Raw genomic sequence first — 17,495 nt, 5'->3', positions numbered from 1 at the left:
CATCCACTCTTGGATGGGTGCAGTTTCTAAGATTGTTGTAGTTGTCACATCCTCCTAATCGAAATAATTGCAGGGGGAGTAGATGGGGAGGAGTAAAAAAGGAGTAGTAATGAAGGAGTTGGGCGGAAATCACATAATTGCACGGCTCAAACTTGAAGTGGATCACGACAAATACCTTTTTTGTGATTTAAGTCTCTAATGCATGGCGATGAAGATCACGAAAATACGCCATAATTGTTAGGGCGTAGGGATTAGGAGGATGAGACATATTGGATTATTTCAGATGATATATGTCGAAATACGGCTGAACCTCAATGGACTAGCCCTACATCAAAAATATAACAAAGGATACGAACATGAAAAAGTTAAGCGCTGTAGCACTAGGTACTCTTGTTGCTTTGGGGTCTTTTGGTGCTCATGCTGCCATCGAAGAAGGACAACTAACTATCTGGATCAACGGTGATAAAGGTTATAACGGCCTTGCAGAAGTTGGTAAGAAGTTTGAAGAAGACACTGGTATTAAAGTAACAGTGGCTCACCCAGACGGTCTTCAAGACCGATTCCCTCAAACAGCTGCTACAGGCGATGGTCCTGATATCGTATTCTGGGCTCACGACCGTTTCGGTGGTTACGCAGAAGCAGGCCTTCTGGCTGAAATCAAACCTTCTAAAGAAATCCAGGAAGGTATCGTTGATTTCGCGTGGGATGCAGTGCGTTACGACGGCAAACTAATCGGCTACCCTGTAGCGGTTGAGTCTCTATCTCTAATTTACAACAAAGATCTTGTTCCAAACCCACCTAAAAACTGGGAAGAAGTTGCAGAACTTGACGCGAAGCTGAAGAAAGATGGCAAGTCTGCAATCATGTGGAACCTAAAAGAACCGTACTTCACATGGCCACTAATGGCGGCTGATGGCGGCTACGCATTCAAATACACTTCTGCAGGTTATGACATTAAAGACGCTGGCATCGCGAAGCAAGGTGTTAAAGATTCAATGAACTTTGTCAAAGGTCTTGTTGATAAAGGTATCATCTCTCCAGATATGGACTACTCAGTATCTGAGTCAGCGTTCAACCAAGGTGAGACAGCGATGACAATCAATGGCCCATGGTCTTGGGGTAACATCGAGAAGTCAGGTATCAACTACGGTGTAACAACGCTACCTAAGTTCCAAGGACAGTCTTCTAAGCCATTCGTTGGTGTTCTAACTGCTGGTATCAGCACTGCGTCTCCTAACAAAGACTTAGCGGTAGAATTCCTAGAGAACTACCTACTAACAAACGACGGTCTACGCAAAGTTAACGACGACAAGCCACTAGGTGCAGTAGCGCTTAACTCATTCCAACGTGAGCTAGATTCAGATGCACGAATCGCAGCGACAATGGATAACGCAATGAACGGCGAAATCATGCCAAACATCCCACAAATGAACGCATTCTGGGGTGCGGCTAAGAACGCAATCATAAACGTTGTTGATGGCCGTCAAACTGTAGATGCAGCGCTTGCAGATGCAGAAAAACAAATGACTAAATAATTCAGTAGTACTTTTTAAGGAGGGGGCAACTCCTCCTTACTTTTCTATATTTATTCTATATTCGCTAGCAGGTTCCCTATGCAGTCAGTTCAAGGTACAAAAGCTATGACAGCACCAGCAGCCAATCTTCCGAGCAGCAAAAAAGTGTTTATCAAATGGGCGCTTTTAGGCACAGTCGGCATTATTAATGGTTACGCAACAATTCTTATGTATTCGCGCGGAGAGATTGCGTTTGCACTACTTACGATCATTCTTACCGCTTTAGCTCTGTACATTTTTGGTAGTAAAAAGACTTACGCTCACCGTTATATTTATCCTGGTATCGCAGGGATGATCTTATTCATTCTATTCCCGTTGGCGTATACGGTAGGCTTGGCATTTACTAACTACAGTGCGAAAAACCAGCTCTCCTTTGAGCGTGCTCAAACTGTACTTTTGGACAGAACGTATCAAAGCGGTGATAGCTACCCGTTCACTCTATACAAGACTGATGAGGGGCATCAAATTGTAGTTGAGAAAGATGGTGAGTTACTTGCTACTCCAACTTTCCAGCTGCAAGGTTTTTCTGCAACGGATTTAGATCTTACACCAATCCAGGAAGCGACTGGTGAAAAAGAACAAATCAAAACAATTGTTGGTAATCGCGATGCGCTAAGCAGTGTCGATCTTCACCTGCCAAATGGTGATGACATCCGCATGAGCGGTTTGCGTAAGTTTGCAGCAGTCGTTCCTCTGTACACGCTTCAAGAAGATGGTGAGACGCTATTTGACAACCGCACCGAAGAAACACTTCGCCCTAATATGGAAACAGGTTACTACCAGCCAGTAGATGACAATGGTCAGTTTGTTGGTAGCACAGTGTCTCCGGGTTTCGTGGTGGGTATTGGCTCGCACAACTTTGAACGTGTTTGGAAAGACGATGGTATCAAAGAACCGTTTATCAGCATCTTCATCTGGACAATTGTTTTCTCAGCACTCACAGTATTGTTCACGCTAATCATCGGATTAGTTCTTGCGAGTGTGGTTCAGTGGGAAGAGTTAAAAGGCCGCTCTGTTTACCGTCTACTTCTGATCCTGCCTTATGCGGTACCAGCGTTTATCTCTATCCTGATCTTTAAAGGTTTGTTTAACCAAAGCTTTGGTGAGATTAACATGTTGCTTCAAGGTCTGTTTGGTATCAGCCCTGCTTGGTTCTCTGACCCATTCTTGGCGAAAACCATGATCTTGATTGTAAACACATGGCTAGGTTTTCCTTACATGATGATTCTATGTATGGGTCTGCTTAAAGCGATTCCGGATGACCTTTACGAGGCGTCTGCTATTGACGGTGCAAACTTCGTCTCTAACTTTACGCGCATTACCATGCCAATGATGCTTAAGCCGTTGACTCCGCTATTGATTGCAAGCTTTGCGTTTAACTTCAACAACTTCGTTCTAATCCAGTTGTTGACAGGCGGTGGTCCAAACATGATTGGTACATCTGAACCTGCAGGTTACACCGACCTATTGGTAAGCTACACCTACCGAATCGCGTTTGAAGGTGCTGGTGGTCAAGACTTTGGTCTGGCAAGTGCTGTAGCAACACTTATCTTCCTATTGGTTGGCGCGTTGGCACTACTAAACCTACGTGTAACTAAAGTAGCTCAAGACTAAGGAGACATTACAATGGCAATGGTACAAGGTCAGTCATTAAAGTATCGTGTTTGGGCTACTCATATCGCAATGTGGGCATTCTTAGCACTAATTATTTTCCCTTTGCTGATGATCATCGCGATTTCATTCCGTGAAGGTAACTTTGCAACAGGTAGCCTGATTCCAGATAACCCAACATTGGATCACTGGAAGCTGGCTCTAGGTTTCTCAATTACGAACGCAGACGGCAGCGTAACACCGCCTCCATTCCCGGTGATGACATGGTTATGGAACTCTGTCAAAGTGGGTGGTATCTCTGCAATCCTGATTGTAGCGCTATCGACGACCTCTGCTTACGCGTTTGCTCGTATGAAGTTCAAGGGTAAGAACACCATCCTTAAAGCGATGATGATCTTCCAAATGTTCCCAGCAGTGTTGGCACTGGTTGCCCTTTACGCTCTGTTCGATAAGCTTGGTCAGTACATTCCGTTCCTGGGTTTGAACACTCACGGTGGTTTGATCTTCGCTTACTTGGGTGGTATCGCACTGCACGTATGGACAATCAAAGGTTACTTTGAAAGTATCGATTCGTCTCTGGAAGAAGCGGCGGCACTGGACGGTGCTACACCTTGGCAAGCGTTCCGTTTGGTACTGCTACCATTGTCTGTGCCAATCTTGGCGGTAGTATTTATCCTGTCGTTCATCATGGTGATCGGTGAAGTTCCTGTAGCATCACTCCTGCTTTCTGATGTAAACTCTTACACTCTTGCAGTAGGCATGCAGCAATACCTATACCCACAAAACTACTTGTGGGGTGACTTTGCGGCTGCTGCTGTACTTTCGGCAGTTCCAATCACTGCAGTATTCTTACTAGCGCAGCGCTGGTTGGTTGGTGGTCTAACCGCTGGTGGTGTGAAAGGATAATCTCAATTGGTCTTTGAGATTGAAAAGAATAACTAGAAAAGGGCGACCACATGGTCGCCCTTACACTTGGCATTGATATTACACTTTTGGTTTGGCCGCCGATCAGTAATATCGTGCTTATATTGGCGTTACGCATAGCTGGCTGTTAGCTTAGTTCCTTACGATTCAATAACTAACAGTTTCTTGTAACCATAACCTGAGCTTAAGCTCAGGTTTTTTTATATCTGTACCTAGTCGATCAAGCTTTCATAGGAGCTTTCGCCAGACCGAGGAGTGTTATGCACACGACATTGAGTTGAAGCGATAGATTTAGCCTACTTATTGGTGAGCAGGCCAAGCTTAGCGATTTTGTAATGGATTACATAGTTGCGTAGAAATGCTGTGCGTAGCACTTCACATAAATAGCTAGGGGTGATTTTCTAAACGACTAAGAAGAGAAAAGCAGACTTAAAACTCACGACTGGAAGGGGCACATCCAAGGTATTGGAGTAGCGTGTATAAGCTCTCCTGCTTAAGTGCGACACGACGAAATAGATTTGCGAATGTAACATCACCACCAAAGCACTTCTGAATATAATGGTTAATTTCAGTCTCGCTATAACCCTCGACATACATTGTTCTAACCCATTGATACTCGACCGCCTTTAAATTGGTCAGTGTCTCTTCACTTAAGGTGGTTTTTACTGGTCCCAAGATCCAAACTCATTTATTGCCAAATTAGTGCGGGAATTTAAACAAAACAAGGTGAAGGATTTATGACAATTAAAGTTGAGTGCGAAACAAATAGCGGAATCTTGACATTGCTTCACACATCAACAGAGATGGTTATCCTTTTGATAAGAGATAAAAGTTATTTGAGGTATTTCACGTGCGCTTCCATTTCTTCGCCGATTTCTTTCCTCATGTTCATAAGTGTAATAGCAGAGCGTTCTAACGCTTTATCTTCATCCGATTCAGGAATCCATTTCGGAATATCTGTTGGTTTACCTTCTTCATCCACGGCTACCATGATCACAATGCAGTGAGTGGTTAAACGGTTTTTCATCTCTTTTGGATCGCTGGCTTGTACATCAATTGCGATGTGCATAGAAGTGCGTCCGGTATAAATGACTTTTGCGCTCACTTCGACCAAGTTGCCGACATGAATAGGAGCAACAAAACGAATTCCACCCGCATACGCGGTAATGCAGTACTTACCACTCCATGCTGCAGAACAGGCATAAGCCGCTAAGTCGATCCATTTCATCACGGCACCGCCGTGGACTTTACCACCAAAATTAACGTCGCCAGGCTCTGCTAAAAAACGAAGAGTAATATTTCTTTGACCACTGCTCATCTGTCATCCTTTTGTGAGTTGTTGATGCAACCATAAAGTGATAATTAAAACCATAAATTTATATTCTATACAACCATAAAATTGGTATCACTTCTTCATGAATAGCCACCTAATCCACACTTTGCTAATGTAGCGAAAGTCACTAATAAATAACAATAGCTGTGCGCAACCGACTGCTATTCTTATTTGTTATGCTGCTCACACACCGTGGATCCGCTTCACCAACTCAAAAATGCCTCATTGTTTCTTAGTACATTCACTCAATAAAATCGAGTGAATGCAACTTTACGATACCAGAGGTTATCCTATTACGAAGTTTCTTATTGTGTCGCTAGATTTCATTTTTCAGGAAAATTAATTTAAGGATATTAGTCGTTATCTTTACATCCACTATATAACTATCCTTCGATAACTAACTGATTAAGTTTACACCACTCTATTTTTATCCTGAGTTAAGGTTAACAAATAAATAATAGTGATTAGCGTAACTCTCTTGTTTGCACCGATGAGTAACTTGGTTTCTATAAATTGTTTATTTAGGCGTTAAATCTGTCGCACAACCACCTCTTTTGTTCGTTGTCGAGCAACACTTATTTGTTAGCTCGCAGTATGTTCGTTCGTGGTATGTGAAAGGAACGATGACTGACTCTGAAAGTTATCTAAGGCTGTTCCTATTATCTACACCGTATCAATTCATTCAAATAGTTAACAAAGGAAATGTGCTATGAAAATCAATCAACTCATGTCTATGTTAGTCTTAACTACTGGCCCGGCAATGGCTGTTGCGAACGATGATATTTGTAGAGCCAAAGGGTATGAAATGGCACTGCGTTATCAACAACAATCTGCTGAAATTAAGGCAATTCAGTTGCAGACGTATCGATTCGCGACGGACAGGCTTCATACACTCGCTAAACAAGGAAAAGATAGGCCACAAGACTTAGCCATTGTTTTAGATCTGGATGAAACCGTAGTCGACAATTCCGCTCTGTTGGTAAGAGACATGGAAAATTGTGAAGACTACACAACGTGGGATACATGGTCGAATTGGGAAATTAAAGGTCATCCAACACTGATTCCAGGCTCGAAGGCTTTTATCGACGAAGCGAACAAAGCTGGCTTTAACATTTACTATGTATCTGATCGGTATAATGAAAACAAACCATCTACTATCAAGACGTTAAAATCACTAGGGCTCCCTCAGGTCGAAGAAAGTCACGTGCTACTTTATGGAACGCCGAAGGAAGCTCGTCGCCAAACGATAGCAAAAGAACACCAAATCGTTATGTTACTTGGAGATAGCCTTCCAGATTTGGCTAGTGAATTTAAAAATAAGAAAGACACGGCTTATAACCGCGAGCTTGTTGAGAAAAACGCTCAGCATCTTGGAGTCGATTGGTTCGTTTTGCCAAACGCGAGTTACGGTGCGTGGACGAAGTCCGCATTAAACAGTTGGAACGAAAAGTAGGGTTCATATTTATCAAAGACTTAGATTTAGAAGTGGTCTAAGTCTTTTTCTGGCTTTTATTTAGAGGGGCATATACCTCGTTAAAAGAGCGTTATCAATCCCGTTGTCCCTGTCAAGTTAGAAGCTAATTTAGTAAAAACATCAGCGTTGTAGCGTTTAACCAGGTCAAACTTAAGTGGAGTGAGTTTTAGGTTACGGAGTACGCTGTTGTCTCCAGCGGATACCGCTGTAAGCTCATTGGTATCCTAAGCTTCAAATATAAGATCATAAACTGCAATCTCGCCTTTATTAACAAAGAATTCTACATAGAACGTATCAACAATGAAGCCCAGTATTTCCAATACCACTATAGGCACGAACAGCGGTTTTATGCTCTTAGCTTGAAACATAAGGTATCTGGCTTGCAACCGCATCCCTATCTCGTCTGACAAACACAGTTTATTCTTCAAAGTTATAATCAACGATGGTGTAATGACCATCCTTTCCCTTGAGATGTAATTGGAACTTTCTAGCAGTGAGGTTCAATTTCTCTAGATGCAGTCACAAAGCATGATTACCGGATTAAGTGAAATCTCTAGTCAAATGAAGCCAAATGGTGTGTTTATCATCACGTTAGATGTGTCAGTCGAGCGCCAACAAGTGCAAGAAAAAATTACGCAACTGATAAAGAGTTTAGGGCAACCAGAAGTATATGTTGACTTAGTCGCTTTTGCCGTTCGTATATTGCAAAGCCTGATTTGCCGTATCGTTTAGCGAACGAAATTAAGCTTAACAAATTGCATGGAGAAAAGTTGTATGGCGGGAATGAGGTGGGTTACCTAGACTACCCATTTTCGTCGTAGCATAACGTTTCAGCATAGATAAGGAAAGCCGCTGTTTGCCTCCCATTAAGCACCAGCGGCTTTGTTTTGTTATGTATAAATTACATTACACTGAGGTTTCTGCGGTGACCAAAGGTTCTTCTACCTTCGCTACATAACGTTTCTTGAATTGATAGGCTACCGCCATTACTACTAGCCAGACAGGTAGCAGATAAACTGACAAACGCATGCCCGGTGTCATATACATCACCACCAGGATCCCACATAGAAATACCAGACAAATCCAGTTTGTGATCGGATATCCCCAAGACGGGAATAAGGTTTTCTCACGTTGCTTAATTTTGCTCAGTCTGAATTTCATATGAGTAATAGAGATAATGACCCAGTTCAGAACCAGCGCAGAAACTACCAATGCCATCAGGAACCCAAAGGCTTCGTGAGGCATGAAGTAGTTAACCACGACACTCATCCCGGTTGAAATAGCAGAAACTGCCAACGCAATAAATGGCACGCCACGCTTGTTCACGTTCAGTAATGCTTGTGGCGCATTCTTTTGTTTTGCCAGACCAAATAGCATACGGCTATTTGAGTACACACAGCTGTTATATACAGACAAAGCAGCAGTTAAGATGATGATATTCAGAATGTTTGCTACCCACTCGCTGTTAAGAGCATGGAAAATCATGACAAACGGGCTCCCTCCTTCAGCTACTTTCTGCCAAGGATAAAGAGACAACAATACAACCAAAGAGCCGATGTAAAAGATCAAAATACGGTAGATAACCTGATTCGTAGCTTTTGGAATACTTTTCTCTGGGTTTTCTGCTTCAGCAGCTGTGATGCCGATAAGCTCTAAACCACCAAACGAGAACATAATCGCCGCCATTGCCATCGTCAGGCCAGAAATTCCGTTTGGCATAAAGCCGCCCTGATCCCATAGGTTAGTGATGGATGACTCAGGGTTTCCACTGTCGGTGGTTAACAAATAAATGCCAAATCCGATCATACAGATAATGGCGGCGACCTTGATTAAAGAGAACCAGAACTCTACCTCGCCAAACATTTTCACATTGGTTAAGTTGATGGCATTAATCAGGATAAAGAACACCAGTGCCGATACCCAGCTCGGAATTTCAGGCCACCAATATTGAACATAAATACCAACCGCCGTTAGCTCTGCCATACCGACCAGAATGTACAGAACCCAGTAGTTCCAGCCAGACATGAAACCGGCAAAATCTCCCCAGTATCGGTTCGCAAAATGGCTAAATGTGCCTGCGACTGGTTCATCTACCACCATTTCACCTAGCTGTCGCATGATAAGAAAAGCGATAAATCCTGCTAATGCATAGCCTAACAGAACTGAAGGCCCCGCACTTTGAATCGTCTGAGCGATCCCCAGAAACAACCCCGTTCCAATTGCGCCACCAAGCGCAATTAGCTGGATGTGACGATTTTTTAACCCGCGATGTAGATTGTCGGGATTTGAGTGTCCTTTCATAAAATTTCCCACGTTATTCATAACGACTTTGACGGTAAGTAGTCCTACTGAATAGACAGTAAACACGTAACTTAACCCCGAAAGGCAATTCCTATGCCAAACAGAAATATTGACAATTTAGAATCGAAAAGTAGTCGAGATTTCGAGGAGTTGTTACACTCACGACCAGCTAAAAAGGAGATAAGCGATACATGGCTAGTGAATTGGACGATTACGACGTAAAAATACTGCGGTTACTGCAAGAGAATGGACGCCTTACAAATCAAGAGCTTAGTCAACTTGTAGGGCTTTCGGCTTCGCAATGCTCCCGTCGGCGAATTACGCTGGAAAACAATAATTTGATACTTGGGTACCATGCCCGTTTGTCACCGCATGCTTTACAGCAAGAAGTGATTGCAATGATAGAAGTTAAACTGCTTAATCATGAAGAAGAGAAGACAAATAAGTTTCTGAATTTTATAGATAATGAAGTGTCTATCGTTGAGGTATTTAAAACCACAGGTGAGGCAGATTATTTAATAAAATGTTTAGTCTCTGATTTGAATACACTCAACGACTTAATCAACCGCATTTTTACCACCAAACTCATTTCCCATATCAAAACTTCTATAGTGCTTGAGCGCGTCAAAGAGTACGGAACGACACTCCATTCTTAATAAATTATTGCACCAAAATGGTTACTCAGGTTACACGTTTGGTGCAATGAAATGCCTTTTTATGCACAAAAAAATCATTTTTAAGTTTTTAATTGCACAATGTGTTCGTTGTGTTATTAATGATGCACGAATGTCGCATATCTGTTTGCGAAGTGAGTGTGCCAGCAATAGGTCGATTGCTGGAAAGAAGTATTAGTTAAGGGATTAAGAAAATGTCAGATGCGACGTTAACGAACACAGATCATAAATGGTTTGAAGACGTGTTCGCACTTTTAATGGGAACAAGCTTGGTTTCATTTGGGGTGTTGTTTTTAAAGCAAGTGGGTATGGTAACAGGCGGAACAGCTGGTTTATCACTCTTCCTCAGTTACAACTTCCACCTGGAGTTTGGCACCATATTCTTTCTGGTCAACCTGCCATTTTATTATCTGGCTATCCGTCGGATGGGTTGGCTGTTCTGTCTTAAGACTTTTACAGCGGTAGGTTTGGTCTCGTTCATTACCAATACTCAATCCCAATTTGTACAAATCAGCGATGTACATCCGCTTTATGGTGCTATTTTTGGCGGCTTTCTATTTGGAACCGGGTTTATCATTTTATTCCGTCACAAAGCCAGTCTTGGTGGCTTCAATATCTTGGCTTTATACCTGCAAGATAAAATTGGTTTACGAGCGGGTTGGTTCTTGATGGGCGTAGACATAACAATTATGTTAGTGTCTCTATCCGTTGTCGGTTACGTCGAACTGGCTCTATCAATACTATGTGGTGTTATATTGAACTTTATTATTGGTTTAAATCACCGTGCAGACCGTTATCAAGTTAATAAGTAACAAGGAGAATTTCAGTGCTTAATCATGTAACAGCCTATGCTGGAGACCCTATTCTGTCTCTAATGGAAAAATTTATGGCAGATGAACGTTCTGAAAAAGTGAATCTAAGTATCGGCCTGTACTACGATGAAAATGGCAAAATTCCAACGCTTCCATCTGTTGCGGCATCTCAGAAGCAGTTAGCGGAAGAAGAAAGTCAGCCTTGTATTTACCTGCCAATGGAAGGTCTGGCACCATACCGTGCAGCGGTTCAAGATTTAGTGTTTGGTGAAAATCACCCGGCATTAGAAGAAAAGCGAGTAGCAACGATTCAGTCATTAGGCGGATCTGGCGCGTTGATGATCGGCGCAGATTTCCTACACAACTATTTCCCGAATTCGAAAGTATGGGTAAGTAACCCGACTTGGGAAAACCACAATGCCATTTTTGCTGGCGCTGGGTTTGAAGTAGGTGCTTACCCTTACTTTAATCCTGAAACGAAGATGCTAGATTTTGATGGCATGGTATCAGCGTTAAAAGCTCTGCAAGAACAAAGCATCGTTTTGCTTCACCCTTGTTGTCATAACCCAACCGGTGTAGATCTCACCGACGAGCAATGGGACACAGTGATCGATGTTGTGAAAGCACAAAAACTGATCCCATTCTTTGACATGGCTTATCAAGGTTATGGTGAAGGTATTGCCCCTGATGCGTACGTTATTCGCAAAATTGCGCTAGAAAAAGAAGTAGTGAGCTTCGTAAGTAACTCATTCTCTAAAACTTTCTCACTTTATGGTGAGCGTGTTGGTGGCCTGTCTGTAGTATGTGGCAACGATGAAGAAGCGTCTCGCGTTCTTGGTCAGCTAAAAGCAACGGTTCGTCGTAACTACTCAAGCCCGGCTAAACACGGTGCAGTCGTCGTTTCGAACGTTCTGAATACGCAAGAGCTTAAGGCTCAGTGGATTGGCGAAGTTGAAGGCATGCGTAGTCGAATTCTGACTATGCGTGAAACCCTACATGAACAGCTAATCAATCTGTGTCCTGAAAAAGACTTTAGCTTCTTAGTTAAGCAAAAAGGCATGTTCAGCTACACCGGTTTCTCTCAAGAAACTGTTGAGAAGCTTCGTGAGGAACACGGTATCTATCTAATCAACAGTGGCCGTATGTGTCTTGCGGGACTAAACGAGCAGAATGTTGAACGAGTAGCGAAAGCATTCGCTGCTGTTTAATGAAGAGTTAAATTAAGCATCATTATAAAACCCTAGTGTGAGCACTAGTTTTTTTTTGTACGTGCAACGGGATCCACGCGGTATCAGCTTAGAGAAGCGACGTATTTCCTAACGGTTATTTCATTGCTCAGGATGGCTTTAATGTAGATGCGGGTTATGAGTATGATAATCAGAACTTCAAGATTGCCGACTGGGATGATATCGCTAACACGTTGGAAGAATAGTTGCCTGATGATCGAATAAAATGAACGGGAGAGAATGAGTTTCTCTTGCCGTTCTCGCATACCATTCAAACAGCAATATGCCACTACTATATAGCCAAAAAGAATAATTACTATTAGATTAAAAAGTCTAAAAATTTAGAGCCCAAAACCTTTCTCAATCAGTTGAACACCCGCTCTCCTGAGGTCCGACTTTATCGTTGTCTACTCAGCTTTTTATTGATTAATGTGTCATTAACCTTTTGCAGATAAAGGTGAATCTGAACAAGGTGTCGTCCTCGTCCGTTCCAAAGACTACTTTGACTTGATACTTCTGACAATTTCCTCTTAGTGTTCTTGCCTTGTCAGTTTTGACGCGAACCTCCTATCTCGAATGTCATATCAACACGATTAATTGCCTGTAAAGCTACGAGTTGCATATTGTTATTACTATTTGATCTGATGCATATGTTCACCGGTCACTATACTGTTACAAACAATTGATAATCTAATTGGCTCAATGTCGAGCCATTTTAGTCACCACGAAAAAACAAGGAAGAGCCACAATGAATAAGACAATGCTTTTTGTTTTAGTAAGTTCTCTGTTGAGCGCTGGCGCATGGGCTGGTCCACCAGGAGAAAATACACATGGTAGTACAACGATTTCGGTATCAGATAGTATTCTTGGTGCGGATACGTGTTTGACTCCAGCATCCGCCACCGCAAACGATTCTGATAGCGATGTTTCAGCTAATGCTTTAGCTTACGCGATGTCTGAAGCGTTGTCTTATATAGACATGAGTTATTCCGGTGGTGTGTCTCTTGACCTAACAAGGCACGGGAATAATGGTGCTGTTCATCAGGTCGAGCTAAACGCGAGTATGGGAAGTGGTACACTTTTTGCTCAAGTGGCTTCATCTAATGCAGAGGGGAATTCGGATGCTTGGTCCTATGTTAGTGCTGAAGCGCAAGCTGCTGCTGAGATGATAGCACAAGCCTATATGAGTGTATTCCAAGGCATTGATGAGCATATTGACCTCGTAGTAACAGAGATCGACGTTAAGATTGGTACCGAAGCGATTGCTTCAGCCGTTGCCGGGGTAGAAGGCTCGACGGAGAGTTCGGCGAGCGCAGAGTCTGATGCTAATGCAGATAGTGATAGTTCTGCTTCTGCAAGTGCAGTAGGGGGAGGTATCTCTTCGAGTGGCTCTTCATTTTACGTACAAGGTGCGAATATAGAGGAGTTCACAACACAAATGAGTGCTGCAAGCGGGACCGTATTTAATGTTCAAACCTCTGCTCTTGCTCAAGTATACGCTGACGCTATGGCTACATCGTTAGCCTATGCTATGGCAGAAGCATCCGCTGAAGCTCAAGCAGCGGGTCAGCTAACGTTTGAATGGGATTTACCTATTTTAGGGTCAGGTTCGTTACCTATTGTGACAGATTTTGACTCTGCGGCTAATGCCGCGCAACAAATAGCCAATGCCGCTCAATCCATCGCTTCATATGCGCAAGCTGCCGCTACCTCTTCCGCAAGCGCCTTAGGTGGTTCTTCCGTTACGATGAGTATGATGGTTCATTATGAGAATTTACCTGGAACTGAGGACCTACTGGAGATAGTGGGAAGTGGTAGCCTGGGTTTAGACTGTTCTCAAGCTTCGGCTAGCGCGAATGCAAGTGCTGAGGCTGAGACTAATTAGATATTTAGCTAAAATAAATACCAAGTCATTCAACAAATGTGTTGGGTGACTTTACTTCTTGTGTTCAACGATTTAATTAAAATCAATTTCTTCTATTAGCTGTGCACGGTAAGCCCGTGGCGTAACACCGAACCAAGTCCGGCAGGCTCTATTAAAGGTGGCTTGTTCAGAATATCCTAATAGCCCGCTAATTTGGCTTAGTTTCAGGTTCGGATCTTTCAGATACTTCCGAACAATAACTTGTCTTTCGTTCATTAAGATTTGCTCGTAAGTTGTACTCTCTTGTGCGAGTTTTCGTTGCAGGGTTCTTTTGTGCATAGAAAGGTGTGAGGCGATGGCTTCGTTGCTGCAATGGCCAGTAGGAAGAAGGCCACGAATCAGCCTTTTGACATCATCAGAAACCGAGTGTGAAGAAGGACTTGGCTGCGAATCTAAATAGTGCCTCGCCAGTTTACAGGTTTGTTCATCTTCACTAGAAAGCGGTTTGGAGAAGGCTGATTCAGGAAGGACAAATCCACACCAGTCCTGATTGAACTTAATCGGACAGCCGAACACCTTTTTATATGAGTCTTCCGCCCCCAACCTAGTGTGCATAAAGTGCGCAGAAATGGGCTTAAAGTCGTGACCACATAATAATTTAATCACCTGCATCGCATTCGCCAAGCCCAGCTCGTAGCACTGTACCGAGTAATCGATACCACGGCCTTGAACGCTGTACTCCAACCTAATCGTTCTCTCGGAGCCATCTGTTTGAATGATGTGTTTTGTTGTTAAAGCGGAACAATGCCAGTGCAGATAGTCGGAAATATTTTCAAGCGCATCTCCGACAGTGGCAGAGCTGCGAGCAATGACCGAAATGGGGCCGAGAATACCCATGCCTTGAAACTCCGCGAGTCTAAGTCCAAAGTCTGCACAATCAAGTGCTGCGACGGTATCTTCAAGTAGAGCAATCATGTTCCGAAAGATAAGAAACGAATCATCATTGCGCTTATCTTCAGAGGGTATGTGATACTTCGAGAGTTGGTCGTGTGGATTTCCGCCCAAAGATTGCGTCAGTTTGTCGTACCCGCGAAGGTTCGTTGCTCTAATTAAAATATGCACGATGTCTCCCTTGCTTATTTCGTCTATTTTATCGCCGTAACCTATCAGCGAAACATACAGAATTAACATTTTAATAACATTGTCGCGTTTTATCAAAAAATAGTCGTCATTCATCAATATTGTCATCAACCCTTTCTGAAATATTGAACAATGTTTAGTCAAAAATAACGATAAAAAGGAAAACGTTATGATCGCTGCACACTACGACACTATTATCATCGGAGCCGGACTTTCAGGGATAGGAACTGCTTGCCACCTAACGTCAGAACATCCTGATAAAACGCTTGCCATACTTGAACGTAGAGCACGCATGGGCGGTACCTGGGACTTGTTTCGTTATCCCGGTATCCGTTCTGATTCTGATATGGCGAGTTTTGGATTCGATTTTAAACCTTGGTATTCCGATAAAGTTTTGGCTGAAGGCAAAAGTATCAGGGAATACGTTGTCGAAACTGCTCAAGAGTTTGGCTTTGAAGATAAAGTGCAATATGGAATGGTTATCACCTGCGCAGACTGGTCTGATGCCAAGCAGCGTTGGACAGTGATTGCGACCGAAGAGTCGACTGGTGAAGAGAAAACATTTACTTGTGCCTTTTTAGTCAATTGTGCTGGCTACTACAATTTTGATAAAGGATATCGACCTCACTTTGAAGGGGAAGAATCGTTTAAAGGTGATATTGTTCATCCTCAGTTTTGGCCAGAGGAATTTGATTATTCAGGTAAGAAAGTCGTGGTGATTGGCAGCGGCGCGACAGCGATTACTCTCCTTCCTAGCATGGCGGTAAAAGCCGCTGGAGTGACTATGCTTCAACGCTCGCCAAGCTACATCATGTCGGTTCCAAACACGGATAAAATTTCGATACTTCTCAATCGATTCCTTCCAAAAAAATGGGTGTTTAACCTAATTAGAAAACGCAATATTTTGATGCAGCGAGGAATGTATCTGGCATGCAGGAAATGGCCAAGCAGGATGCGCAAGGTCTTGTTGTCTCATGTGCGCAAGCAACTCGGCCCTGATTTTGATATGACCCATTTAACTCCAAATTACAATCCGTGGGAGCAACGCTTGTGTGCAGCTCCGGATGGTGACTTTTTCAAAACGTTACGTTCAGGTAAAGCCGATATTGTGACTGATCATATCGATCACTTTACGGAAAAAGGCATCATGCTGAAATCAGGGCAGCACCTGGATGCTGATGTGATTGTTACTGCTACGGGATTAGACGTACAGTTAATGGGAGGAATGGAGTTCCTGTTTAATGGTGAGCCAATCAATGTTCCGGATAGAATGATTTATAAAGGGATCATGATTGAGGGGGTGCCAAATTACGGTTGGATTTTTGGCTATACGAACGCGCCATGGACGCTAAAAGCAGATATCGGTGGTCGTTATTTATGTAACTTATTCACGCATATGGATCAGAATGGGTTTACGGTTGTTCGAGCAGTGGACAATGATGGTTCTAGCACTGGTATCAGTATGCTTGATGGCTTTGCTCCGGGTTACATGGAGCGAGCAAAAGAGAGAATGCCGAGACAGGGGAAAGAGGGACCTTGGGTTGTGACCATGCATTATGGAAAAGATAAAAAAGCCCTGACTGAAGAGCCAATAGAAGATGGTGTTTTGCAGTTCTCTTCTAGAATGAATCAAGAGAAATCACTGATTCACGATTGTGAAGCGACAGCGTAACTCTGCTTGTCAGAAGCGAAGGATATAAAGATGGAACGACCTGATAATACTAGGCCACCAGTGGTGCTCATCCCCGGCATGTGGAGTACGGGAAAAACCCTATCAGAACTACAGCAGGCTTTTGAAGCACAAGGTTATGAGGTGGATGCGCTTTGCCTGCCGAATCACAAGAATATGGCCGATTTCCAGCAAGCGGATAAGAATCGGCTTGCAAAGACTTCCCTGCAAGACTATGTAGAGTTCATCGTTGCCAAAGTAAAGGCGTATGATGTTGCTCCTATTGTAGTTGGACATTCAATGGGCGGTTTGTTGGCGCAAATCGTTGCCTCAAGAGTACCAGTCTGTAAGTTAGTTCTGCTCTCATCAGCTGCTCCCGGTGGAATTAATGGCTGGAGTTGGTCGGTAATTCGCACGTTTGGGCATAACTTGCTGATATTTCCTCTGTGGCGAAAAGTCACTAAAGTTGGAGAGAACAATGTTCGATATGGTATTGCCAACTCACAAAGTGCCTCTGTTCAGAAACAGATTCTGGAGAAGCTGTCTTACGAATCGGGTATGGTAACTTTTCAGATTGGAGTTGGAGGTATGCTCAAGAGTGGTTTTTCACGAGTTGATGCCAAACGGGTTAGCTGTCCAATACTCGTGATTGGAGGCACGGCAGATCGTATTACGCCTATTAAAGTGCAACGTGCTATCGCGAAAAAGTATGGGAAACAGGCCAATCTGGTTGAATTATCAGACGTATGTCACTGGACGATCGGAGGAAGCAATTTATCTCAAGTGACTTCTGCCATTTTCAACTGGCTTGATGATCAAATAAACATGGCAGCGTGACGTCGATAGTACCTTTGACTTTGAATCGTACTTATAAAAAATGCCCTCCCAAATGC

The 17,495-nt window shown here is 43.1% G+C and carries 15 protein-coding genes and 1 pseudogene; 12 read left to right on the top strand and 4 right to left on the bottom strand.

Features of this window, described 5'->3' with window-relative positions; all coding sequences use genetic code 11:
* The first annotated feature begins 356 nt into the window (after positions 1-356).
* The 3 genes from malE to malG all read left to right on the top strand — a co-directional run bounded on the left by malE (position 357) and on the right by malG (position 4,091).
* Positions 357-1,535: a maltose/maltodextrin ABC transporter substrate-binding protein MalE gene (gene malE, locus WJM94_RS07715; protein ID WP_444493666.1), complete on the top strand. Its 1,179-nt coding sequence runs from the start codon at positions 357-359 to the stop codon at positions 1,533-1,535.
* Between the two features lie 78 nt (positions 1,536-1,613).
* Entirely contained in the window at positions 1,614-3,188 is a 1,575-nt protein-coding gene (malF, locus tag WJM94_RS07710; RefSeq protein WP_444493665.1) for a maltose ABC transporter permease MalF, read from the top strand.
* A 12-nt stretch (positions 3,189-3,200) separates the two neighbouring features.
* Positions 3,201-4,091 (top strand): maltose ABC transporter permease MalG, encoded by an 891-nt coding sequence (gene malG / locus WJM94_RS07705; protein ID WP_444493664.1) that lies wholly within the window; start codon positions 3,201-3,203, stop codon positions 4,089-4,091.
* A gap of 447 nt (positions 4,092-4,538) precedes the next feature.
* On the opposite strand, the gene WJM94_RS07700 is transcribed toward malG, so the two are convergent.
* The gene (locus WJM94_RS07700) at positions 4,539-4,784 is read right to left on the bottom strand and encodes a hypothetical protein (protein WP_444493663.1); all 246 of its coding nucleotides are present in this window, start codon (positions 4,782-4,784) and stop codon (positions 4,539-4,541) included.
* A 157-nt stretch (positions 4,785-4,941) separates the two neighbouring features.
* A complete protein-coding gene (locus WJM94_RS07695; protein WP_444493662.1) occupies positions 4,942-5,427 on the bottom strand; it encodes an acyl-CoA thioesterase in 486 nt (161 codons plus the stop codon).
* Between the two features lie 724 nt (positions 5,428-6,151).
* Here WJM94_RS07695 and WJM94_RS07690 point away from each other — a divergent pair.
* Positions 6,152-6,895, top strand: coding sequence for a 5'-nucleotidase, lipoprotein e(P4) family (locus WJM94_RS07690; protein WP_444493661.1), 744 nt, complete (start codon positions 6,152-6,154; stop codon positions 6,893-6,895).
* 534 nt (positions 6,896-7,429) lie between these two features.
* The gene (locus WJM94_RS07685) at positions 7,430-7,648 is read left to right on the top strand and encodes a hypothetical protein (RefSeq protein WP_444493660.1); all 219 of its coding nucleotides are present in this window, start codon (positions 7,430-7,432) and stop codon (positions 7,646-7,648) included.
* A 174-nt stretch (positions 7,649-7,822) separates the two neighbouring features.
* Here WJM94_RS07685 and WJM94_RS07680 read toward each other — a convergent pair whose 3' ends face one another.
* Complete coding sequence (locus WJM94_RS07680; RefSeq protein WP_444493659.1) at positions 7,823-9,217, bottom strand: amino acid permease; 1,395 nt, start codon at positions 9,215-9,217, stop codon at positions 7,823-7,825.
* Between the two features lie 191 nt (positions 9,218-9,408).
* Here WJM94_RS07680 and WJM94_RS07675 point away from each other — a divergent pair, with 191 nt between their 5' ends.
* The 5 genes and pseudogenes from WJM94_RS07675 (at position 9,409) to WJM94_RS07655 (ending at position 13,814) form a co-directional block, all read left to right on the top strand.
* Complete coding sequence (locus WJM94_RS07675) at positions 9,409-9,873, top strand: Lrp/AsnC family transcriptional regulator (RefSeq protein ID WP_444493658.1); 465 nt, start codon at positions 9,409-9,411, stop codon at positions 9,871-9,873.
* Positions 9,874-10,085: 212 nt separating this feature from the next.
* The gene (locus WJM94_RS07670; RefSeq protein WP_444493657.1) at positions 10,086-10,703 is read left to right on the top strand and encodes a YitT family protein; all 618 of its coding nucleotides are present in this window, start codon (positions 10,086-10,088) and stop codon (positions 10,701-10,703) included.
* 14 nt (positions 10,704-10,717) lie between these two features.
* Complete coding sequence (locus WJM94_RS07665) at positions 10,718-11,911, top strand: amino acid aminotransferase (protein WP_444493656.1); 1,194 nt, start codon at positions 10,718-10,720, stop codon at positions 11,909-11,911.
* A gap of 116 nt (positions 11,912-12,027) precedes the next feature.
* A pseudogene (locus tag WJM94_RS07660) lies at positions 12,028-12,135 on the top strand (phytase); the annotation flags it as partial.
* Between the two features lie 542 nt (positions 12,136-12,677).
* On the top strand, positions 12,678-13,814 hold the full coding sequence (locus tag WJM94_RS07655) for a hypothetical protein (protein ID WP_444493655.1): 1,137 nt from the start codon (positions 12,678-12,680) through the stop codon (positions 13,812-13,814).
* Positions 13,815-13,886: 72 nt separating this feature from the next.
* Here the strand turns inward: WJM94_RS07655 and WJM94_RS07650 are convergent, their stop codons facing one another.
* The gene (locus WJM94_RS07650; RefSeq protein WP_444493654.1) at positions 13,887-15,029 is read right to left on the bottom strand and encodes an AraC family transcriptional regulator; all 1,143 of its coding nucleotides are present in this window, start codon (positions 15,027-15,029) and stop codon (positions 13,887-13,889) included.
* A gap of 73 nt (positions 15,030-15,102) precedes the next feature.
* Between WJM94_RS07650 and WJM94_RS07645 the strand changes: the two genes are divergently transcribed.
* Positions 15,103-16,605: a flavin-containing monooxygenase gene (locus tag WJM94_RS07645; RefSeq protein WP_444493653.1), complete on the top strand. Its 1,503-nt coding sequence runs from the start codon at positions 15,103-15,105 to the stop codon at positions 16,603-16,605.
* Positions 16,606-16,635: 30 nt separating this feature from the next.
* On the top strand, positions 16,636-17,439 hold the full coding sequence (locus WJM94_RS07640) for an alpha/beta hydrolase (RefSeq protein WP_444493652.1): 804 nt from the start codon (positions 16,636-16,638) through the stop codon (positions 17,437-17,439).
* Positions 17,440-17,495 lie beyond the last annotated feature (56 nt).

Source organism: Vibrio sp. YIC-376 (genome assembly GCF_052353105.1).
In the GTDB taxonomy this organism is placed as follows: Bacteria; Pseudomonadota; Gammaproteobacteria; order Enterobacterales; family Vibrionaceae; genus Vibrio.
Note: the sequence above shows the minus strand (reverse complement) of the source record. Positions and strands in the feature narration are given on the sequence as shown.